Raw genomic sequence first — 21,188 nt, forward strand, 5'->3', positions numbered from 1 at the left:
GTCCGTCTTACATTCCGGCTTGTGCGCTTCTGATCACCCATAGTTGTGTTGGTTCTTCAGTGTTGTAATGCGGTTGTAGCACTGTGTGTGATCCAGATATGTCTTCGCTGGAGGCTGCGATGGACCAGTCAAAGAGCGCGTGTTCTTTTTGGTTGACTTGAACGATTCGAACATCACCAAATTTTTTGAGATCGAATGTTTTTGTTTGTCCGGGGGCTAGGTTTAACGGAAATTCATTGAGTTTGTTTCCGTTTCCGTCATAGAGAAGAACCGCCGCTGTGGGGTTGGCTTTCCATGCTTCGCGTGCAGCAGCTGCTGCTTCCGTTTCTTGTGTAGTTGCTTGTGCACCGGCGACTGGCGTGTATACGCGTGGAATGGCGTCGAGTTGGCTGTCGAGTGCGGCAATGTTTTCTGCGTGTGGGAAAGCCGTCACGGTCAGTGTTGACTGCAGGCCTTGTGGGATGGTCACTGTGCCGATTGTGGCTTGTGTCGTGAACGCGTCTGTGTTGTCGTGTCCGCTATCGTCTACGGGATGTGCGTACACGGGTGAGGCTCCCACCCAAGCGAGGTCTGAGGGGGTTCCGAGCAGCGGCTGATCAGGGTTTTGTGTTCCTGCCTTGTTTGCGCGTGCTCCGGCGATAAGTGGAACATCTGATTCGACAAGCACAGAGTAGTAGCCTTCTGGGGCGCCACCTAAGTTAATGTCTTGGACTTGTCCAGAGACAAGATCTAACTCTTCTGCACCGAACATGACGACGTGTCCTTGCGCGTTGAGCAAATATATTCGTGCTTTCCCAACGACTTCGTCGGTTACTTCAGCAGCGTCTTCTTCGCTTTGTTCTGCAAGGTTTTGTGGGGCATCAAAATTTGGGACGACTAAACGTATTGTTGCGGCTTGCGGATCGTCTACGGCTGCTTGTTTTAGGTAAACACCCGTGATTGCTTGTGCGCGTGATGGCCCGGCAGAACTAGAAATATAATCGGTGCCAAGCGGTGTGAGGCCATCTAGTTCGTTGTATTGCAGGTACGCCTGTACGAGAGCGCCACGTGACTGAACGTGTACCGCGATACGTCTTTGTTCTGGTGCGATGCCTTCTAGCAGCGTTGAGATTTGTTCCCCAGCTGGAATGAGGTAGGTTTCTGACCCTGCAAGTTCTACGCGCCCTGATGGACCCCAGAGCGTCACGGTTACTGTAGCCGGAGTCAAACTTGGGTTTTGGATGACAAGTTTGCTGCTTGTTCCAGTCGCAGTCGACCCACCCACTAGCCACTGTTCTGATTGTGGTGTTGCACAGGTTGCTCCGCTGAGCCCTCGCAAATCACCGTCTTGTGTTGTTGAAGTTGCAGCTGCTGACGTGTACTGCCCGCTTTCGGGGTCTGAGATGAAACGCCCATTAATGCGCATTGCGAGCGCGTTGGGGCTTCCTTGTATGTGTGCGTATGCTGCGGGGTTTTGGGGGCCAAAGTTTTTGGGGAGGCTGGTGGCTGGTTTTGGGTTGTTGTTGTCTTGTTGCTCGGTGTCTTGTGGCATGCCGAGGTCTTGGAAGCTGGTGTTGCCTTGACCGCCGACGAGGCTTGCTGCGTTGCGGTAGCGTGTGGCTTCTTGTGTGGAGTTGAATTCGCCGAGGTCTGTGCGTGTGTCTTGGCTGTTTAGGGTGGTTCCTGCTGGGCATATGAGTTGTGTTGCGGGTGCTGCGACGTTTACTTGTGTGCCTGAGGTGACGAGGTTTCCGGTGTCGTTTATGAGTGTGTCGCCGGTGGTGGCGAGGTATCCGATTGCGCCTACGGCTATGAGTGCGCTTGTTGTTCGTGCGATGGCGCTGAGTCGTTGGGTTCTTTTTTCGAGTTGTTCTTTGGTTTTGACGCTCATTTGTGTGTTCCCTTTCTACGCACTGGGATTGCGAGTAGTCCGAACACGATCAGTACGACTGATTGGAGGATCATCCATGGCATTTGGCTTGAGCGTTCGTAGGTGATGTCGATTCGTGTTGCTGCCTGGGTTGGGGGTATGTCGAAGGCTTGCCGGCCGTTGATTTGTGTTGAGGTGAGTGGCTTGCCGTGTAGTGTTGCTTTCCATCCTGGGGCGGTGTTTTCGGCGAGTAGCACGGTTCGTGTCCCTGTTCCTGCTGGCAGGGTTCCGTGTACTGCGAGTCTTTGTGCGTCTAGTGGGATGGGGTCGGTTAGGGTGCCTTCGTCGTTGCGTGAGTAGAGGGTGGCCCACGCTGGTTCTCCGGCTTGGACGATGGCGTCTATTGGTGTTGTGTTGTGTGCGTCGGGTTGTGGTGTGGCTAGTTGTGGGTCGAGTTCTTGTGGGTCGACGCGCCACACGGTTCCGGTTTCGTTTTCTGTGATGCGTTGTAGTCCGGCGATTGTGTCGATGCGGGCGATGAGTTGTGCTGTTTCATCGGTGTTTCCGGGTGGGACGAGGACTGCTCCTACTGCGATTTCGGAGAGGCGGAATGAGGCTGCTGGTTCGCCTTTTTGTTCGAGTCCTCGGGCGAGGTGTGCGACGAGTTCGGCGAAGTCGTCTGGGCGGCCTTGGAGGTAGGCGACGTCGACGACGGTTGCGGTTTCGGTGAGTTGTAGTCCGTCGTCGTGCAGGAGTTGGTATGAGATGGTTCCAGGTTCGATGGGTTCAATGAGGAGGACGCGGGCTTGTCGTCCTGATTGTTGCATTTGTTGTGCGACTGCTGGCACGATCATGCGGTCTAATGCGCGTAATGGTGTGGGTGTGTCGGTGAGTGAATGGTTGTTGCCCCAGATGGTGAGGGTTGCGGCGGGTATCGCGAAGACGAGAAGTGTTGCGATACCGAGTGCGATTTGTCGCCAACCGAATGAGAATCCGATTGTTTTGATTGCTATTCCGTCGGCTGCGACGACGCAGCTGCCGAGGAAGCCAACCATCATGAGGGAGAGCCCGGCACCGCTCCAGCCAAGTACGGCTCCGTGGTCGCCGCTTGCCACAGTGATTGAGGAACTTATGAGGCTTGTGGCTAGTCCAAGCACTGCCATGAGCCAGAGCATTCGGATGGGAAGTGCTGCTGGTAGTTTCCGGACGAGTGAGAGGGTTGCGCCGATGAGGATTACTGCGCCGAGGCAGAGAGGAAGCAGCGTGATGACGTGTTCGAAGAGCGTTTGTTGCGACATGTCAGCGAGTGGTTCAGGCATGCCTAGAAGCCGCTGCCAGGCTGGGGAGGGATCGTGCGCGTAGGGGGCGCCCGGGTCGGCGAAGAGTACCCGCCATCCGTCATAGTCGCGGTTGATCCACCCGCGGAATAGTAGTGGACCGAGTAAGGCAAGCGCGGGGATAGGTACAGCCAGCAAGGACCTCGTGCGGGTCATGATTGCGGCGACGCTAAAAATGATGATGCCAGGCACGAGCAGCACTGGGGTTCCAGCTGCTATGACGGCAAAGAGGAGCGCCGCGGTTCCAAGTGCAGCAAGAGAACCTTGAGGCGGCGTATAAGCGTTTGCTTGTGAAGTGTGGATACCTTTTTCGGCGAGCTCTTCTTCTTGCCGCTGTTCATGCCTAAAACGCAGGTTTCCGCGCTCGTCGCGTTTATGGATTCCAAGTGCCCTCAGCAGTGCAAGGATCAGCCACGGTAGCACTGCGTGGGTGATGACTGCGCCCATCCGGCCGTGAGCCACAGCGACGAGGAGCGCGGGGGCTGCCACCCAAAAGAGTGCCGCCCACATCCGGATGATAACGGAGCGAGTAACAGCGCCAGCAGCAAACCAGGCTCCAAGGCCGCTTGCTATCAAGGAGAACAAAGTAACTAGGTTGACTGACAGTTGTAGGTTGCCCAGTGTCAACACCATAAGTGGAGCAAGAGTTGTTAGTAGCGGGTCTGCCGGTGCTGAAGCACCTAAACCGTCACGTATCCAACCGCTCGTCCACTGCTGCCAGAGTTCCGCCCATCCGCCTGCTGCAGGTAAAAGTGCCCCGCCAACGATACGCGCGTCTTCGTAGAGGGTGTGCCACATGCCGCGGAAGGCATAAAAGCTCACGCTAGCGAGAGCTACAACAATGATCAGTAGTGCGATGCGTCGAGTGCGCGCTTGTGCTCTAATCTCACGTTTATCAAACTCTGTTGGTCCATACAGTTTTTTGCGTAACGCGTTCCTTGCAAGGCGCTTGTCTCGCTGTTGAGAAAAGTGCTCCCGAGGAGTTGCATACAGTTGATTCACCACATTGCGCGGCACGCGTTGAGTGCTGCGTATACGGTTCCGTTCACGCACGTATGCCGGAGTCTTTGACGCCAACCAGAGGGGCGCGACGAGTTCGGCGAGCGCGTTTCGCGGATTTTTGTTCAGGATGCGGTAGAGCGCTCGCAGTGGTGAGACGAGGAGTGCGGCTAGCACGAAGAATGGATAGAGCGGTAGCGCGTAGTTTGTTGCGGAAAAGAACATTGTTGAGGTGAGCCGTGGCCAAAATGTTTGTGCGGCGAGGCTGTCGTCAAGCACTGAGGGGCTTGGGGTCTCTACGAGTTCTTTGTGTTGGCGGATGCGCATGAGGGATGCTTGCGCGTGTTCTATGCGGGCTGTAGGCACGACGATGACGCGGTGTCCGGCGAGGCGGGCTCGTCGGCAGAAGTCTATGGAGTCGCCGTATTTCCCGTAGGTTGATTCTGTTCCTTTGAGTTCAGTCCATAGGTTTTGGGTAACGAGTGCGCCGTTGAGTGGAACTGCTAGTACGTCTTCGCGGCCGTCGTGTTGTCCTTGGTCAAATTCGTGGTTTTCTACGCCGGTAAAGCGTCTTCCGCCGGTGGCTGCGGTGTAACCCACGGAGATGAGTTCGTTGTCGGAGCCAAGTTTGATGTGTTTAGCACCGATTACGGAGACGGTGCTGGAGAATTCTGTGGGTTTGAGGAGCAGTTCGAGCGCGCGCGGGTCCGCGACGGTGTCGTCGTGTAGCAGCCATAACCATTGTTGGGTGGGTTGGGTCATGGCGAGAGCGTTTGATACGGCTTGACCGAAGGTTTTTGCTCGTGGTGTTTGGATGACTTCAACGTTGATGCCGGTGTTGTGCAGTGGGCTTATGTTGATGTCGTTTTCTGCGAGCACGTCAATGATGAGGACGCGTCCTGGTTTATGTGTTTGCTGCGCTATTGAGGCGAGTAGGCCCGGTAGGTATGGCGTGTTTCCTTGCGTGACGATGACAGCGAGCACGTGTGTGTTGAGGGTGTGTGTGCTCGGTGTTGTGTCGTGGCTGCGTGGGGTCTCGGCTGACACGATGGGGTTGGTGTTATCGTCATCGTGAAGCACAGATGTGACGCCTTTCGTTGTATTCCTGAGTACTGCCTACTGTGCAGATCGCACCATTGACCTTGTCGCTTGTGATGCTTCTACGCCCTTATAGTGCCGCACTAACCTGAAGAAGTGTCCGGTTGGTTTCGGCGCGGCGCATTTCCGTGGGAGTTCTTTTGAAGTTTGGGGCGGGTAGCAAACGGTCGGAGCTACTACAGAGCAGCTCCGACCGTTATGACACTTAAAAATATGTGTGCTGTGGCGACCCCTTGCCACTATGCCGCTAGATTGCGCGGCGCTTGAGTTTGCGGCGCTCTCGTTCTGAAAGGCCACCCCAGATACCGAATCGCTCGTCGTTCGCAAGCGCGTATTCGAGGCATTCTGCCCGCACGTCGCAGGCGACGCATACCTTCTTGGCTTCTCGTGTAGATCCGCCTTTTTCTGGGAAGAACGCTTCTGGGTCTGTTTGTGCGCACAGTGCGCGCTCTTGCCACCCCAGTACAGTCTCATCCTCTGTACCACCGATCAGCGACAAGACGGATGAGTTACTGCGCACTGCTTCCGCCGGACGTTGTGCGTCGCTAGGAAACGGTCCGTCAGCGTTAAGCAGGTTCCACATACTGTCATCCTCCACTGCTGTCTGTTGCGGTTGTTATCAACAACCATACGCAGAATTACACGCGTGTCATCTTCGCAAGTCAAGCCGAAATATGGTATCCGACCCAAAGGCGCGGGTGAATTTTGCCTAGTCACCACTTTATGCAGCTTGTAACGCCCCTCTTCAGGGAGCCCTCATGCCCACAATGTGGGAAGACTGAACGCCTTTGCCGCCTCAACAAGAAGGAATGAAGTCCCCATCGACCCGTCTTGTTGAATGCCACTGACGCTGCCTTCAAGACACTCATCACGCTTTGGTATGCCAAAATTTCACATCTACAGATGACTATCGACACGGACTCGCAAAACATTAAGTGAAATATGATCAACTTATGAATAATCCTGCTGCATTCGTCGCCACAACTCTCAATGGACTCCTCAACAATCCAGGAAATCCTCGCTTGACGTGGTATGGAGACGACTACGAACGCATCGAGCTCTCGGGCAGCGTACTCAACAACTGGGTAAACAAAACAACTAATTTACTTGTTGAAGAATGCGATGCAGCTTCAGGCAGCACTATTGGCCTTCACCTTCCTCCACACTGGCGACAGTTGATCTGGAGTCTTGCCGCTTTACGGACCGGTGCCACGCTCCTCTTAGACCCGTCGGCCCCCTGCGACGTACGCGTAACATCGCACAGCGACGATGCGTCCCTACAACACGACGAACTCATTATGGTGACATTGCAAGCGCTCGCCCGCACCTATGATGGCTTGCTCCCATCAGGGGCTTTAGATGCTGCAGCTGTTGTTATGACATATGGGGACTCTCTCGGGTATGTCCCTGCAACAGAACTTCACAGTCAGGCGCTTGCCTCTGAGCATCACACACTCACCTACCAAGAACTTCCTGCGTGGGTTGAGACAACTCCACTAGACACCGAACAACGTGTCCTTATTAAATGTTCCGACGATTCACCACTCACAGCACTCAACGTGTTACGCACAGCCCTCCATGTTTGGGCAGGTGGAGGATCTGTTGTTCTCGTCAGTGCAGCCACCACTCGTGAACTTACCGAAGACCCTGCCCGCACACAACGCATCGTTGATTCCGAACGCGTCACCGTCACCTATAGGGCACACAGCGAAGACTAACGTTTAACCCCAAGAAACATTTTTCACCCGCGCGGGTGAATTATTGACCAGTTTTTTGATAAAGCTTCTCGCTGGACTCTTTTGCCTTCGCCCACCACGACCTGTGTGCGTCATACCAACCAACAACTGTTTCAAGCTCACTCATAAAGTCGAGGTGCTGCGGCTGCCAACCTAATTCATCACGTGTCCGGCTTGAATCCAAGGCGTAACGAATATCGTGCCCTGCCCGATCAGCAACATGAATATACGAATCTTTAGGCAACCCAAAAATAGTCAGCAACCCTTGCACCACGTCATAGTTACTTATTTCGTTGTGTGCCCCAACAAGGTATCTCTGACCGGGTTTTCCATACATAAGGATCTTCCATAATGCGGCGCAATGATCATCAACGTGGATCCAGTCACGCACGTGACGTCCCGAACCATATAACCGTGCGGGTCGTCCAGAAAGGAGTTCTGTTATCTGTCGAGGAATAAATTTTTCTGGATGCTGAAAAGGCCCGTAATTATTTGTACTTACAGAAATAACTCCGTCGAGCCCAAAAGAACGTACCCACGCGCCCAGCAATAGATCTGCACTCGCTTTTGATGCAGAGTAAGGACTTGAAGGCCGATATGGGCTTTCTGCAGTAAAAGCCGGCTGAGTAAAAGACAAATCACCGAATACTTCGTCTGTTGAAACCTGCACTAATCGCTTGTTGTGTGCGCGCACCGCTTCAAGAAGCACGCACACACCCAACGTATTCGTTTCTACAACTGTGCGCGGCGCATGCAGGGAAACATCGTTGTGCGATTCAGCCGCAAAATTGATGATTACGTCTGCCTGTGAGACGAGTGTGTCCACGATCGCTGTGTCGCATACATCACCTCGGACTACTTCACATGCAGCTGAATTATCAGCCGCATCAATCCAACCGTCTTCATAAAAGTTTTTTCCCTGACCAGCGTAGGTAAATGAGTCAAGAACCGTTATATAAACGTGCGGAAAATGCTGGCGTGTCCAACGAACAAAATTAGTTCCAATAAAACCGGCCCCACCAGCAACTAGAACGCGTTTTATTACCAATTTCCTCGTCCTCTCACTTTATTACCACATGGACATCAAACATCCGTACAAAAAATTCGCAAATCAGGCGGGGAGGACTCCCTTACACAACTTTTACACGGCTTTCCCCCTCCACATGCGGGCAATCCTCCATTGTTCATCTTAGGATTTATAACCGTGACCAATAAGTACACTGACAGTGGACAAGAAGAAATGACACGCACCTCACCTGCGCACGCCCGCACACGTCATTCAAACAAGGTGCTTCAAATCTTCGGTTTCGTTTTGGTCACCTGCCTAGCACTTGGGTCATCCGTCGCATTCGGCGTGAAATGGCGCCTAGAGAACCTCGTCGAAAAAAACGATGTGAAAGGTCTCGTCGCAGAACCGAAAAAGCCAAAGGACGAACAGGCAGGGAAATCCCTAAACATTCTCATCATGGGCACCGACGACCGCTCTGGAGAAAACTCCAAACTATCCGGAGACACCGTCGAAGGAATGCGCTCAGACACCACCATGCTGGTGCATATCTCCTCCGATCGCTCACGCATCGAAGTTGTGTCCATCCCTCGTGACTCCATGGTTACTGTTCCGGAATGTAAGGTCACCGGCGGAAAAGTAATTCCAGGGTCGCAACGCGACATGTTTAACTCTGCTTTCGCGCGTGGTTGGGATTATGGAGGCGATTTCCAATCTGCAGCCGCCTGCACCATCAACACCGTGCAAGAAAACACTGGGCTAGTCATTGACCACCACGTCATTGTTGACTTTGCCGGGTACATGAATGTTGTTGATGCACTTGGCGGCATCAAAATCGACATTCCTGAAGATATTTCTTCCAAAAAAGCCAACAACCTGAAGCTCAAAGCAGGTAAACAAACAATTGATGGCGAAACTGCACTTCAGCTTGTACGTGCACGCTCCGGTACTGGGTGGGGACTAGAAATAGGTTCCGACCTAAAACGCATCGAACGTCAACAAGCAGTGCTTGACGCCACCATAGCCACGGCACTGTCCAAAAATATTTTGACTGATCTGCCGACGCTCACCTCATTTGTGAGCTCAGGCCTTGCTTCACTCAAAACAGACCCTGAACTAGCAAACAACCTGCTTGGTCTTGCAACCTCAATGACCGGCATTCGAGGCGATAGCGTAGAGTTCCTCGCCGTCCCTGTTATAGACGACCCCTACCACAAAGGTAGGGTCCTTTGGACTGCAGAAGCAGAAACCATGTGGGCAAAACTCGCGAAAGACAAACCCCTCGTCGACAAGCCCGAGGACTGCCCACCAGCTGATGACACCGCTGGCACAAACAGCACAACCACAGATGACACAACAGCAGACAAAGACGCAACCAAACCTGAAGACTGCCTCCCCGCAACAGTGACTGACTAGTCGAGTGATTGGCAACCAGCATGTCTGAACACAACGGCACACCCCGCAACAACAACGGACGCCCCCTACCGCCACCAAGTTTCACACCGGCGGCAGGAAGACCCCAGCGCCCACGACGCACGCCCGCAATAGAAGTTGGCTCCCCAGACACCGGCCCACAACAGACCCGCGCTTTCCCCGCACAGACATCACAAGACCGTCAACCTGCCACAAACTCCCAACCTGTTGTGCAGCCACGCAGGACACCCCCGGCACACAGCCAACAACAAGGCCAAGCACCCCAGCAACGAAGCCAAGCTCCTTCATACGCCCCGGGACAGCCTACGCACGGCACGGAAGCACCTCGTCGTGCACCGCAGCAACCACACAACGGTCCAGTCCGGCATGTTACCCACAACAGACCCCCTCAACAGCCCGTTTCCGCGCCGCCAAAACGCAAAAGCCGTAAACGCCTCGTTGGTGTTGTAGCGCTCCTCGTCGTTGTTGCACTGCTAGCCTGGCCTGTTGGAATACTCATCTGGGCGAACTCCAAAATTAACCATATTGAAGCGCTGTCAGGTGCGCCCAACACACCTGGCACCACCTACCTCATTGCAGGATCTGACTCCCGCAAAGACACAGACATTGGCGGTGACGTAGCAGGAGCACGCGCCGACACCATCATGCTTCTGCACGTGCCGAAGAGCGGCCCAACCGCACTTATTTCACTACCGCGTGACATTTACGTACCCATCCCTGGACACGACTCATCAAAAATCAACGCAGCGTTTTCGTGGGGTGGCGCTCCACTACTCGTAGAAACCGTTGAAGACCTCACCGGAATGACAGTCGACCACTACGTAGAAGTTGGGTTTGAAGGCGTCGAAGGAATCGTTGACGCTGTAGGCGGCGTTGAACTGTGCCTCGATCAAGACGTCAACGACAAACAAAGTGAACTCGTCTGGGAATCAGGCTGCCACGAAGCTGACGGCCACACCGCACTCGCTTTCGCTCGTATGCGTAAAGCAGACCCACTCGGTGATATTGGACGAGCAGAACGTCAACGACAAGTTATCTCGGCGGTAGCGGCAAAGCTGCAAAGCCCCACACAACTACTCTCCCCCACCACTCAAGTGAACCTCATCAATGCCGGCACACATGCACTCGTTGTATCTGAAGGAACAGGATTCATCGATCTAGGACGCCTAGCCCTCGCATTCCGATCAGCCAACTCAGAACAAGGCGTAACCGGAACACCACCAATCGTGTCCCTGAACTATCGTCCCGGTGGCGTCGGCGCTGCCGTTCAACTCGACGAAGAAGCAACACCTGTCTTCTTCACAGACATCGCCGAAGGCAACCTCGAACCTGGCGAATACAACGGACTTAAATAACCACACTAATTGGATAAACATACGAGTAGGGCCGCTCACGTTGTGAGCGGCCCCTACCCATAAAAACGTCTAACGACTAGTTAGTTTTTGTGCGCGTATGCAGCACGTAGGTTCTCACCCTTTGCATGTGCCTGACGGCCCAACTCGTCTTGGAAATCAAGCATCTTTGTGCGCAATTGCTCGGCATATGAGTCAACACCGGAAGCCAAAATACGGGCAGCAAGCAGCCCAGCGTTCCGAGCTCCGCCGATCGACACCGTTGCCACAGGAACACCAGCAGGCATTTGCACAATCGACAACAGAGAGTCCATGCCGTCAAGGTACTTCAACGGGACAGGCACACCAATGACCGGTAAAGGGGTCACAGAGGCGAGCATTCCAGGCAAATGAGCGGCACCCCCGGCGCCAGCAATAATGACGCGTATGCCCCTCTCATGGGCTTTACGGCCATACTCAATCATTTCTGTAGGCATACGGTGCGCAGAAACAACATCAACTTCAACAGCAACACCAAACTCAGTAAGAGCCTGTGCCGCAGCTTCCATAACATTCCAGTCCGAATCAGAACCCATCACGATTCCAACAACCGGCGTAACAGTGCTTTCACTCATACGTTTTCTGTTCCTTCAGTTTCGCCACGCAACAACGCAGCAGCACGGGTAGCCCGATCAAGGACCTGTTCCACATCATCTCCGCTGACATTAACGTGACCCAGTTTTCGGCCAGGTCGAGTCTGCTTTCCATAAATGTTTACTTTCGCCTCAGGGAAAGCAGCCATCACAGCTGGCAAAGCATCAGTCAATGAATCAAGCGACGAACCAAGCACATTCGCCATCACTGTCCAACGGGCTGTTGGCTCAGTCGAACCCAACGGCATATCCAAAACAGCACGTACATGCTGCTCAAATTGTGAGGTGACTGCACCATCAATCGTCCAGTGACCCGAGTTATGTGGCCGCATCGCCAACTCATTAACAAGAACCTGCGGCGCACCTGAAGCATCCAACGTTTCGAACATCTCGACAGCCAGCACACCAGTTACGTCGAGTCCGTGCGCAATACGCAACGCTATATCCCGGGCGTTACGAGCTTCCTCATCGGTTAAACGTGGTGCAGGGGCAATAACTTCTGAACACACACCATCGCGTTGAATAGATTCAACGACCGGCCAGGTCACAGCCTCACCAGAAGGCCTGCGAGCAACCAACACTGCAAGTTCACGCGTAAACGGAACTTTCTCTTCGACGAGAAGACTCGGCCCGCCACCCTCAACTGCAGCAAACCAGTCAACGACTTCGTCTGCTGAAGACACAATCCGAACGCCCTTACCGTCATAGCCACCACGCGAGGTTTTTACAACAACGTCTGGGCCATGCTCTGCAATAAACGACGACAACTCATCACAAGCCTGTGCAGTGTTACGGGACAACATGCGCCATGCAGGGCACGGAACACCCATCTCACTCAAACGCTGCCGCATAATAATTTTGTCTTGGGCCTGCAACAACGCGTGCGGGCCAGGCTGCACAGAAACACCCGCATCAATAAGTTCATGCAAAAGTTGATTGGGCACATGTTCATGCTCAAACGTAAGAACGTGAGCGTCAGCTACCAGCGCGCGAATTGCATCCGCATCATCGGCCTGCCCGACCTCAGTATCAACGATTACCTGCGCCGCTGAAGAATTTTCGTCTTCAACCAGCGCACGCAAAGACACACCTAAAGCAGAAGCAGGGGGCGCCATCATGCGCGCAAGCTGTCCGCCACCGACCACAGAAACAATTGGGATTGCCACGGTTCACCAGCCTAATGCACCGCAGTGCCATGCCTGAAACTCGTCCAGCAAGATAGGCTACTTCGGTGAGCCACTCAGCGCAGCACCCACACACTCATGACCACACCGGACATGACAGTGTTTCGCACACCCGAGCGCACCTTATTGAACTCATAAAGTTTGGTTTTGTTGGAGGTCTCGGCTTCATCGTCGACCTAGGAGTGTTCAATCTGCTACAGCACGGGCCACTTGCACCACTGGACGGAAAACCAGTAACCGCAAAGATTTTCTCTGTATCCGTAGCCATGGTGGTCACCTGGCTGGGAAATCGTTTATGGACTTTTTCAAAGCATCGAACTGCCACCCGTGTACGCGAGTTCGTAGGTTTCGTCATCGTCAATATTGGGGGCATGGCAATAGCAGTTTTATGCCTATGGATCTCCAACTATGTGCTGGGATTCACATCTCCCCTAGCCGACAACATATCAGCCAACGGAATCGGATTATTCCTCGGCACAGCTTTCCGCTACTTCGCCTACAAATACCTTATTTTTACGGGCAGCGAACCAACCCTAGACCCAAGCCGCTAACGCAACCCTAGGCACGGTTTTTTCGCTTACCGAATTTCACCAAGTTTCCATGCGGAATAACCACTGACGCGTCCAAAGTGCGCGGAACACCCGTCAAATACAAAGTGAACTGCGCTGGACGCTGACGAGAAAGCTCCAGTCGAGCACCATCAGCTGTCGCCAAATCACGTGCGAGACGAAGACCCAAGCCTGTGCCCGCACCAGAAGTTACACCACGCTCGAAAATCGTGGACACCAGCTCATCAGGGACACCCTCGCCCTCGTCAGAAACCTGTACGACAACCGTTCCGCGTGGGCCCTGCTGCTTTGCCACAACCGTCGTTTGTCCACCACCATGCTTTAACGAATTCTCGATGAGGGTCGCTAACACTTGCGCTAAAGCGCCAGGCGTTGCCAGAACAGAAAAATCGCCCTCTTGCTGCACCTGTAAAGTACGCTGCGCCTTCGCAAAAACAGGAAGCCATTCTTCTTCCTGCTGCAACAGCACCTCTTCAAGATGCACAGGTTCTGTGGTTCCACCTTGCGAACGCCTTGAACGTGCAAGCAAATCATCAACAGTGGACACCAAACGTTCCACTTGCTCAAGAGAAATACGTGCTTCTTCTTGTATTTCGTTGTTGTCATCGGCAAGCATCGAAATCTCTTCAAGACGCATAGACAACGCAGTCAGTGGGGTACGCAACTGGTGTGAAGCGTCCGACGCAAACTGTCGTTCTGCAGCAATACGAACCGCCAGACGATCAGCTGATCGTGCTAACTCATCTGCGACAAGATCGATTTCTTCAACACCGGAATCCTCAACGTGCGGTCGCACCTGACCAGAGCCAAGCTGCTCAGCAGAAGCCGCCAAATACACAAGCGGAGCAGCCAGCCTGTTTGCCTGCCACACCGCAACCGCAATCCCTGCACCAAAGGCAACAAAAGCTGCTGCAATAACTAGCACTACCACTTGCAGTGATCTACCAACGACATCCCAATAGACGATATCGATTGTGACCATCGCATTCGATGGGGAAAATTCAAATTCTGAAAGCACTCGGCCTTCAATAGGGTCACCTGCGACCCCCATCTCTCCGTTAGGCATGATCACTCGGACACGCGCAGCAGGTCTGCCTTCACCAGCCGCATAGCGATCAAGGAGTTCTTGATCGAATGTTTCATCACGCGTTATACGGTTTTCTATCATGCGAGTGAGCGAACTTGTGCGCTCAGCTAAGTCTTGTTGTTCATTGTTGAACACATAAAACCCACCAAAAAAAGCTAGCGGGAAGCCCAGCAAGATCACGGCAACGGCGACAGCGGAGACGGTCGCAAGAATGAGTCTGCGTCGCACCTTGATCAACCCTCTTGTTTGAAAATTTAAAAGACAATGAAGGCCGGTTCAAGTGAACCGGCCTTAGAGAAGCTGTTACGCAACTCCTACTTCGAATCTGAAGCCCAACCCTCGAACCGTTGTGATGTACCGCGGGTTGTTAGCATCATCGTCGAGTTTACGACGCAGCCATGAAACGTGCATGTCTAAGGTCTTGGTTGAACCGATAGGTTCCGAACCCCATACCTCACGCATAAGCGCATCACGGTTGACCACTGAACCAGCCGACGCGACAAGCACACGCAACAACTCAAACTCTTTTGTTGTGAGGTGCAATTCGCGGCCAGCTTGAAAAGCTCGGTGTGCAGCAACGTCTACTTTGACGTCTTGCGCATTGATCTCTTCAGCCTCAGTTGGATCTCCATGAGTACGACGCAATAGGGCACGTACACGTGCCAAAAGTTCTGCAAGCCGGAAAGGCTTAGTTACGTAATCGTCGGCCCCTGCATCGAGTCCAACGACTAGATCGACTTCGTCGGCTCGGGCGGTGAGCACTAGTACTGGTGTTGTTAGGCCCTTTTGGCGGATGGCGCGAGCAACTTCAAGCCCGTCCATGTCAGGTAGACCTAGATCCAGAACTACAAGGTCCGCAGTCGAGGCGCTATCAATGGCACCTTGTCCTGTTCCTTGGACGTTGACGTTGTATCCCTCGCGGGTGAGCGCGCGAGCAAGTGGCTCGGCGATTGCCGGGTCGTCTTCAGCCAAAAGTACTTGGGTCATGTGGCTATGTTAGGTCATGAAATGGCATTTAGACTCCCTCAAAACACAAAAGTAGACGTGAGGTTGACGACCAATTTGGTTCGGGCTCTTACGCTAGGTGCATGAGCATCTTTGAGAGATTCAGTCTTTGGAGCGAAGAAAACGGGCAACGCCTTGATATTTCTGTCGCTGTACTCTCAACAATTATTGTCGCTCCTTTGTCTGCAATGTGGGGACAAAACGAACTGTGGTTTTTTGGCTACGACTACGGTGGGATCTGGTCGGGCGTTTTTGCGTTTTTCCTGATAGGACCCCTTGCACTACGACGAACCCACCCTGTTTTATCTGTCTCGCTAGTCTTTAGCACAGCAGGTTTACACGTGCTCCTTGGGGCACCAGTTATCTTCCCCGCAGATGTTGCCGTACTTGCTAGCCTGTATTCGGTAACGGTCTATGGGCCGCGGTGGGCACTACGCCTAGCATTATTTTTTGCTTTTGTCGGAGCCGCCTTAGCCGGGCACTTTGAGTTTGAAACTCAAGGACTAGGCATGTGGCCAATTCTTATCTCAATCTTTACTCTTGGTTTACTTTTTCTCACAGTGTGGGCGTTCGGTCTCATGCGGCGAGCACGATATGAATCCGTCAAAGCCTTACGCGAAAAAAATCAAATACTTGAGATCGAACGTGATCAACAAGCAAAAATAGGTGCAGCCGCCGAACGCGCACGGATCGCACGAGAAATGCATGACATCGTCGCGCACTCCCTCTCAGTCATCATCGCGCAAGCAGACGGAGGGCGCTACGCCGCCAAAAACAACCCTGAATTTGCAGAAAAAGCACTCACGACCATTTCCGAAACCGGCCGTGCCGCCTTAGCAGACATGCGCCGACTCCTCGGAGTGCTACGCGAAGGCGAAACTGAAGAGACAGAGCCAGAAGCACTACGCAACCCCCAACCCGCAAAAGGCGACATTGAAACCCTCGTTGACTCCATACGGTCCTCTGGAATACGCGTTTCACTGATAAAAATGGGGACGCCGCGGCAACTACCTCCCGGGGTTGGCCTCACCCTCTATCGCATCTGCCAAGAATCACTCACCAACATACTTAAACATGCTGGCCCAGACCCCACAGTCACCATTGTGCTGGCATGGGGCAGCACCAACGTCACCCTAGAAATTGAAGACGACGGACGAGGCGCAGCCTCCACCAGCGATGGAGCAGGCATGGGCCTGCTTGGCATGCGTGAACGAGCAGCTTTATTTGGCGGTACAGTCAAGACAGGGCCACGACACGGCGGCGGATTCCGAGTAGAACTCAACCTGCCAGTGCCCGCACACACCAGCGAAGGATAGCCACAACAGCATGACTCACAAACAACTCATCAAAGTTGGCATTGTCGACGACCAGCAACTCCTGCGCGCAGGATTCAAAATGGTTATAGACTCCCAACCAGACCTCACGGTCGTTGTCGAAGCAGGAGATGGAGTACAAGCACTCAACCTGCTAAAAAACGAAGACGTCGATGTTGTGCTTATGGATATTCGCATGCCAGAAATTGATGGCCTTACTGCAACCGCCCAACTCACCGAACATTGGGCAACCACACGACCACACAACCCACCACGCATCGTCATACTGACAACCTTCGACCTTGACGAATACGCACTTGAAGCAATTAGAGCGGGCGCTTCCGGTTTCCTCCTCAAAGACGCACCTCCTGAAGAAATGCTCAACGCCATCCGCACAGTCCATTCGGGTGACGCAGTCATCGCGCCATCAACAACTCGCAGGCTATTAGGCCGACTCATTACGCCCCTGCCTGCAGAACAAGACGCACCAACCCCTCATGCCACCGCGCTAGCGTCACTTACTGAACGCGAAATGGACGTGCTTCTTCTCATCGCTAAGGGCATGAGCAACACCGAAATTGCGCAGGAGCTTTTTGTTGCAGAAGCAACAGTTAAAACCCACGTTGGTCGTATTTTGCATAAGTTAGGCGCACGCGACAGAGTGCAAATAGTTGTGACAGCATACGAAAACGGGCTTGTGCGACCAGGGGAATAAAACTACAGACGTGGAAGGAATTAGGTGAGTGCGGAACAAGCCTGTAGTCGCACATCTGCTTACACCACGGGCCCACGCCCTAGGATTTTCCTGCAACTTTGGGCTTATACTCGTCGAAAATATAACCCCACCAACGCCCGACGCGCATACCCCTCGCAGCCTAATAGTGTGAATACGACGCCGCTAATACGGCCGTTTTTTACACTTCATCTACGAGGAGAATCGCATGTCTTTGCCAGCCAGCGGGTATGGCACAGCGCCCAACGAGCAGCACCTACCTACCGCAGTATCAGCTCAGAACTTGTCAAAGCACTACGGTTCAGGCGCGTCCATAGTGCGTGCGCTCGACAACGTCGATGTTAACTTTGCGCAAGGTCAATTCACCGCAATTATGGGCCCGTCAGGTTCAGGTAAATCCACTCTTATGCATTTGCTGGCGGGCCTTGACACCGCTACATCGGGAACCGCTCATATCGGTTCCACAAATGTCACGTCGCTTACTGACGACCAGCTCACTAAACTACGTCGTGATCGTGTCGGATTCGTTTTTCAATCCTTCAACCTTTTACCCATGTTCGACGCTGAACAAAACATTTTGCTGCCGTTGACGCTGGCAAACAAAAAAATTACCGCAGAAGACAGAGCATGGCTGCACACTCTTGCAGAGACACTCGGGTTGAGCGACCGACTACATCACCGCCCTGCCGAAATGTCTGGTGGTCAGCAGCAGCGTGTAGCGATTGCGCGCGCACTTATTGCACGACCCGACGTAGTCTTCGCCGACGAGCCAACCGGTAACCTCGATTCTCGTTCCGGCGCAGAAGTGTTGTCGTTCTTGCGCCAATCTGTTCGTGAACTTGGCCGAACCATCATTATGGTGACGCACGACCCCACCGCCGCTTCATACGCGGATCGCGTCGTCTTAATTGCAGATGGGCACATTGCGGGCGACATTGCAGACCCGACACCGGAGTCTGTCTTGGCAGGTCTTGATGCACTACGCACATTTGATGCCTCAGACCCTTCTAGCAAAGCCGCCTCAACACACACATCAGGGCAGGCATAACAACGATGCTGCGCATAACTTTCTACCAAATGCGGCAAAACATTGGACGGCTTAGTGCCGCCGGTCTTGCCATCCTTATTGGAACAGCGTTCGTCGCCGCCACATTTATGGGTGGCCAAGTGTTGATGAAAGCAACTGAACGCGCCATGACCGCCTCTTATGCTGATGCTGACTTAGTCGTCACAGCAGAGAGCCGCACGATTGCTGATGATGGCAGTGAGATCTGGAATCACGTGCCTATCACCAACAATGTTTTTAACGACATTAAAAACATTCAAGGTGTACACGAAGCAATCATTATTAATGGGCCTGGACTTAACCTTACTAATGGAACAAAAAGTGAGTTTCTGCCGAGTTCCATGTATGCGCACGACAACAGTTTGAATTCTTTCGAAATTGTTGAAGGCAATGCTCCTACTGCTGCCACTGACATCGCTATTCCCCAAAAACTCAGCGAGCGCATGGAGTTATCTGTTGGGGACACCATTCAAGCAGAAACGTATGCGGCTTCTGAACAAGAGTCAGCTCTTACAGAGCTCACCATTTCTGGTTTGTCGAAGGACATACGTGGCGGATATTCCGTAACCGGTGGTGTAGCGGTGCTGTCATTTGATGGCATGAAAGCTCTGGCAGTTCCAGACGATCCAGAATTACCGGCCGAGGTTAACGCTGCTGAGGTTCTTATCAGTATGTCTGATTCTGCAGATGCAGAAAAGGTTCGTGCTGATATCACTGCAATTGCTGGTGAGCGCGGTGTGCATACTGTCGCTGAGCTGTCGGCGCAGCAACTAGAAAACTTTGCTCAAGACGCGAAGATTATGACTTACATTGTGTTGGGCTTCGCTGCTATTGCGTTGTTTGTTGCAGCACTCGTTATTTCTAATACTTTCCAGGTTCTTGTTGCGCAGCGGACCCGCACTCTTGCTCTTTTGCGTTGTGTTGGAGCGAATAAGAAGCAGATTCGCCGATCGGTACTTGTTGAAGCATTGATTCTTGGTTTTGTTTCCTCGATTTTGGGTATTGTGGCGGGTATTGCGCTTGTGCAGGGGATCCTGTCTGTGGTTGCTGCGCTTGAGGTTTCTGCTTCTGTCCCTGAGTTTGTTTCTATTCCACCCGCAACGATTTGGGCTCCAATTGTTGCAGGTGTTGGTGTAACCGTTCTTGCTTCACTTGTGCCGGCTCGTATTGCCACAAAGGTTTCCCCTCTTGCAGCGTTACGTCCGCAAGAAGGCGCAGGAGAGGTTAAAGGTAAAGCTGGGGTCTTCCGGTTAGTTATTGCAGCACTTTTCGTTCTGACTGGTTGTGCACTTATTGCGTTTGCATTCCAGCAGCCTAGTGACGCTGTTGAGATCGCAATGCTTCTGGGTATTTCTGGTGGGGCGTTAACTTTTGTTGGGCTTATTGTCAGTTCTGTGTTGTGGGTCCCTGCTGTTGTGAGTGCTGTTGGCGCTGTGTTTTCTCGTCTTGGTGCCCCAGCTAAGTTGGCGGCGGCGAACGTTGTACGGAATCCTCGTCGTACTGCGTCGACTTCTACGGCTTTGTTTATTGGTGTGACTCTTGTGTCGTTGCTTGCGATTGGTGCGTCTACTGCCAAACAAACGCTCAATGATTCTTTGGATTCACAGTTCCCTCTTGATGTGATTGCGGAATTTACAAGTAGTGAGGGTGCTGATGACAAGACCCTTACCGAGATCAAGAACATCTCTGGTGTGGAAGAAGCGCAAGCGATCCGTCAATACCAGGTTGAGGTGTCGCATGGCTACAACGCTAGTAGCGAGTACATCGAATCTACAGTCCTTCTCGAATATGGCGATGATATAAGTTCGGTTCTTCGCGACACGAGTGCTTTAAGTGCAATCAAGCCCGGCGAGGCTCTCTATTCAGCGTGGGGTCCAGACTTTAAAAAGGGCAGCGAGATCTCCTTTTTCAAAGTCACCGACGAAAACTATGAAGTTGCGGCACAAGACACCCCAGGTTGGGGCAACCGTGTAGTTATGAAGAGCGCTGGCGCTTCAGGCCTATCAGGTTTTGCAGTGAACTCTGATGAATTTAACCGTATTGCTTCGTCTTTGGGGATCAGCGAGGACGACATCGCCGTAAACACGGTGTTTATCAAAGTCGCTGACGTGAACGACGCAAAAGACACTGTTGATGCGTTGCGCGACTATCTTGGCGAAACAAATGTGTATTTGTCTGGTGCCGTGATGGAACGCATGCTGTTCCAGCAGGCAATCGATGTCATGCTCATGGTGTTGGTCGGGTTACTTGGGGTTGCAGTGATTATTGCGCTCATTGGTGTTGCAAACACGTTGTCGCTTTCGGTCATTGAACGACGACGAGAAAGCGCAACCCTACGTGCTGTTGGAATGTCACGTAAGCAGCTTCGTTTGTCCCTAGCATTTGAGGGCATGCTCATTGCTGGTATCGGTGCACTTGTTGGTGTGCTGCTCGGTGGAGCGTACGCGTGGATTGGCACAGAGCTTATGTTCAGCGGCTTTACTGATCCGACGTTCACCGTTCGCTGGTTTGATATTGCAGCGATCTTCGGCATCGCGTTAGGTGCTGGTTTACTAGCGTCGGTCTTGCCTTCTCGCTCTGCTGCAAAGACGTCCCCGGTTGAGGCTTTAGCCGTGGAGTAATAGTTATCTTGTTGCAGAGATAGCCCTTGAACAGGAGGCGGCAGGTTTGTGATACCTGCCGCCTCCTGCCTTTTAACCACACGTGTTTATGTTTTCCACATAGGTGAAGGTGCGCTTTTATGCACACAGTTACGCCGCGGTTCTCAACATAAAAATCTGTACGCACA

At 52.9% G+C, this 21,188-nt stretch carries 16 protein-coding genes; 8 read left to right on the forward strand and 8 right to left on the reverse strand.

Features of this window, described 5'->3' with window-relative positions; all coding sequences use genetic code 11:
• Positions 1-7: 7 nt before the first annotated feature.
• From ACR9EC_RS06125 to ACR9EC_RS06135, 3 genes are all read right to left on the reverse strand, one after another.
• The gene (locus ACR9EC_RS06125; protein ID WP_435298366.1) at positions 8-1,870 is read right to left on the reverse strand and encodes a DUF5719 family protein; all 1,863 of its coding nucleotides are present in this window, start codon (positions 1,868-1,870) and stop codon (positions 8-10) included.
• Positions 1,867-5,265 (reverse strand): glycosyltransferase, encoded by a 3,399-nt coding sequence (locus ACR9EC_RS06130; protein WP_435298367.1) that lies wholly within the window; start codon positions 5,263-5,265, stop codon positions 1,867-1,869. Before ACR9EC_RS06130 ends, ACR9EC_RS06125 begins: the two co-directional genes overlap by 4 nt.
• Positions 5,266-5,530: 265 nt before the next feature.
• Positions 5,531-5,866, reverse strand: coding sequence for a WhiB family transcriptional regulator (locus ACR9EC_RS06135; protein WP_435298368.1), 336 nt, complete (start codon positions 5,864-5,866; stop codon positions 5,531-5,533).
• Positions 5,867-6,236: 370 nt separating this feature from the next.
• On the opposite strand from ACR9EC_RS06135, the gene ACR9EC_RS06140 reads away from it, so the two are divergent.
• A complete protein-coding gene (locus ACR9EC_RS06140) occupies positions 6,237-7,001 on the forward strand; it encodes a TIGR03089 family protein (RefSeq protein ID WP_435298369.1) in 765 nt (254 codons plus the stop codon).
• A 40-nt stretch (positions 7,002-7,041) separates the two neighbouring features.
• On the opposite strand, the gene ACR9EC_RS06145 is transcribed toward ACR9EC_RS06140, so the two are convergent.
• The gene (locus ACR9EC_RS06145; RefSeq protein WP_435298370.1) at positions 7,042-8,067 is read right to left on the reverse strand and encodes a dTDP-glucose 4,6-dehydratase; all 1,026 of its coding nucleotides are present in this window, start codon (positions 8,065-8,067) and stop codon (positions 7,042-7,044) included.
• A 156-nt stretch (positions 8,068-8,223) separates the two neighbouring features.
• On the opposite strand from ACR9EC_RS06145, the gene ACR9EC_RS06150 reads away from it, so the two are divergent.
• The gene (locus ACR9EC_RS06150; protein ID WP_435298371.1) at positions 8,224-9,441 is read left to right on the forward strand and encodes an LCP family protein; all 1,218 of its coding nucleotides are present in this window, start codon (positions 8,224-8,226) and stop codon (positions 9,439-9,441) included.
• A 20-nt stretch (positions 9,442-9,461) separates the two neighbouring features.
• Positions 9,462-10,814, forward strand: coding sequence for an LCP family glycopolymer transferase (locus tag ACR9EC_RS06155; RefSeq protein WP_435298372.1), 1,353 nt, complete (start codon positions 9,462-9,464; stop codon positions 10,812-10,814).
• Between the two features lie 80 nt (positions 10,815-10,894).
• Here the strand turns inward: ACR9EC_RS06155 and purE are convergent, their stop codons facing one another.
• Together purE and ACR9EC_RS06165 are read right to left on the reverse strand one after the other, a co-directional pair.
• Positions 10,895-11,425 (reverse strand): 5-(carboxyamino)imidazole ribonucleotide mutase, encoded by a 531-nt coding sequence (gene purE, locus ACR9EC_RS06160; protein WP_435298373.1) that lies wholly within the window; start codon positions 11,423-11,425, stop codon positions 10,895-10,897.
• Positions 11,422-12,609, reverse strand: a complete 1,188-nt coding sequence (locus tag ACR9EC_RS06165; protein ID WP_435298374.1) for a 5-(carboxyamino)imidazole ribonucleotide synthase — start codon at positions 12,607-12,609, stop codon at positions 11,422-11,424. The genes purE and ACR9EC_RS06165 overlap by 4 nt, the downstream gene beginning before the upstream one ends.
• Positions 12,610-12,674: 65 nt before the next feature.
• Here ACR9EC_RS06165 and ACR9EC_RS06170 point away from each other — a divergent pair, with 65 nt between their 5' ends.
• Positions 12,675-13,178, forward strand: a complete 504-nt coding sequence (locus tag ACR9EC_RS06170; protein WP_435298375.1) for a GtrA family protein — start codon at positions 12,675-12,677, stop codon at positions 13,176-13,178.
• Between the two features lie 7 nt (positions 13,179-13,185).
• Here ACR9EC_RS06170 and ACR9EC_RS06175 read toward each other — a convergent pair whose 3' ends face one another.
• Together ACR9EC_RS06175 and ACR9EC_RS06180 are read right to left on the reverse strand one after the other, a co-directional pair.
• Entirely contained in the window at positions 13,186-14,511 is a 1,326-nt protein-coding gene (locus tag ACR9EC_RS06175) for an ATP-binding protein (RefSeq protein WP_435298376.1), read from the reverse strand.
• 75 nt (positions 14,512-14,586) lie between these two features.
• The gene (locus tag ACR9EC_RS06180; RefSeq protein WP_435298377.1) at positions 14,587-15,270 is read right to left on the reverse strand and encodes a response regulator transcription factor; all 684 of its coding nucleotides are present in this window, start codon (positions 15,268-15,270) and stop codon (positions 14,587-14,589) included.
• A 101-nt stretch (positions 15,271-15,371) separates the two neighbouring features.
• Between ACR9EC_RS06180 and ACR9EC_RS06185 the strand changes: the two genes are divergently transcribed.
• From ACR9EC_RS06185 to ACR9EC_RS06200, 4 genes are all read left to right on the forward strand, one after another.
• Complete coding sequence (locus ACR9EC_RS06185) at positions 15,372-16,604, forward strand: sensor histidine kinase (RefSeq protein WP_435298378.1); 1,233 nt, start codon at positions 15,372-15,374, stop codon at positions 16,602-16,604.
• A gap of 10 nt (positions 16,605-16,614) precedes the next feature.
• Positions 16,615-17,316: a response regulator gene (locus ACR9EC_RS06190; RefSeq protein WP_435298379.1), complete on the forward strand. Its 702-nt coding sequence runs from the start codon at positions 16,615-16,617 to the stop codon at positions 17,314-17,316.
• Positions 17,317-17,542: 226 nt separating this feature from the next.
• Positions 17,543-18,382, forward strand: coding sequence for an ABC transporter ATP-binding protein (locus ACR9EC_RS06195; RefSeq protein WP_435298380.1), 840 nt, complete (start codon positions 17,543-17,545; stop codon positions 18,380-18,382).
• 5 nt (positions 18,383-18,387) lie between these two features.
• On the forward strand, positions 18,388-21,021 hold the full coding sequence (locus ACR9EC_RS06200) for an ABC transporter permease (RefSeq protein ID WP_435298381.1): 2,634 nt from the start codon (positions 18,388-18,390) through the stop codon (positions 21,019-21,021).
• Positions 21,022-21,188: the final 167 nt, after the last annotated feature.

The organism is Timonella sp. A28, assembly GCF_051200815.1.
Lineage (GTDB): Bacteria > Actinomycetota > Actinomycetes > Actinomycetales > Cellulomonadaceae > Timonella.

Excerpts from the sequence above, each read along its gene's own strand:
- ACR9EC_RS06125 (WP_435298366.1), bottom strand. The coding sequence starts at position 1,870 with ATGAGCGTCAAAACCAAAGAACAACTCGAAAAAAGAACCCAACGACTC.
- ACR9EC_RS06135 (WP_435298368.1), bottom strand. The coding sequence starts at position 5,866 with ATGTGGAACCTGCTTAACGCTGACGGACCGTTTCCTAGCGACGCACAA.
- ACR9EC_RS06140 (WP_435298369.1), top strand. The coding sequence starts at position 6,237 with ATGAATAATCCTGCTGCATTCGTCGCCACAACTCTCAATGGACTCCTC.
- ACR9EC_RS06155 (WP_435298372.1), top strand. The coding sequence starts at position 9,462 with ATGTCTGAACACAACGGCACACCCCGCAACAACAACGGACGCCCCCTA.
- purE (WP_435298373.1), bottom strand. The coding sequence starts at position 11,425 with ATGAGTGAAAGCACTGTTACGCCGGTTGTTGGAATCGTGATGGGTTCT.
- ACR9EC_RS06180 (WP_435298377.1), bottom strand. The coding sequence starts at position 15,270 with ATGACCCAAGTACTTTTGGCTGAAGACGACCCGGCAATCGCCGAGCCA.
- ACR9EC_RS06185 (WP_435298378.1), top strand. The coding sequence starts at position 15,372 with ATGAGCATCTTTGAGAGATTCAGTCTTTGGAGCGAAGAAAACGGGCAA.
- ACR9EC_RS06190 (WP_435298379.1), top strand. The coding sequence starts at position 16,615 with ATGACTCACAAACAACTCATCAAAGTTGGCATTGTCGACGACCAGCAA.
- ACR9EC_RS06195 (WP_435298380.1), top strand. The coding sequence starts at position 17,543 with ATGTCTTTGCCAGCCAGCGGGTATGGCACAGCGCCCAACGAGCAGCAC.
- ACR9EC_RS06200 (WP_435298381.1), top strand. The coding sequence starts at position 18,388 with ATGCTGCGCATAACTTTCTACCAAATGCGGCAAAACATTGGACGGCTT.